This is a genomic window from Halalkalibacter flavus (genome assembly GCF_036663575.1).
GTDB lineage: Bacteria > Bacillota > Bacilli > Bacillales > Bacillaceae_D > Halalkalibacter > Halalkalibacter flavus.
Genome location: NZ_JAWRVK010000366.1, coordinates 1 through 246 on the forward strand (window position 1 = coordinate 1; position 246 = coordinate 246).

Annotated in this window: 1 pseudogene; it reads right to left on the reverse strand. The window is 64.6% G+C overall.

From position 1 onward, the window contains the following. Positions 1 to 246 (reverse strand): annotated as a pseudogene (locus SAY88_RS25495) (SAM-dependent methyltransferase); the annotation flags it as partial.

The window sequence follows — 246 nt, forward strand, 5'->3', positions numbered from 1 at the left end:
GGTGAACCCCGGCACGAGCCACGGCGCCGCCTTCAAGTAGTAGACTATGGCGCCTACGTCGCTGAAGACCAGCTTGCCCGACCATTCCTGCGCGTCCACGATCTTCAGGCTTGCCGCTTCCAGTCCTGGTGAGCTGTTAGCAAGCGTCCACTCCGGCCACTGGGGCTTGGCATCGAAGGCCGCCAGCAGGTCCTGCGCCCACAGCCCGTGGGCCTGCTGCGTGAAAAAGGTACCGTTCGAGGCCAG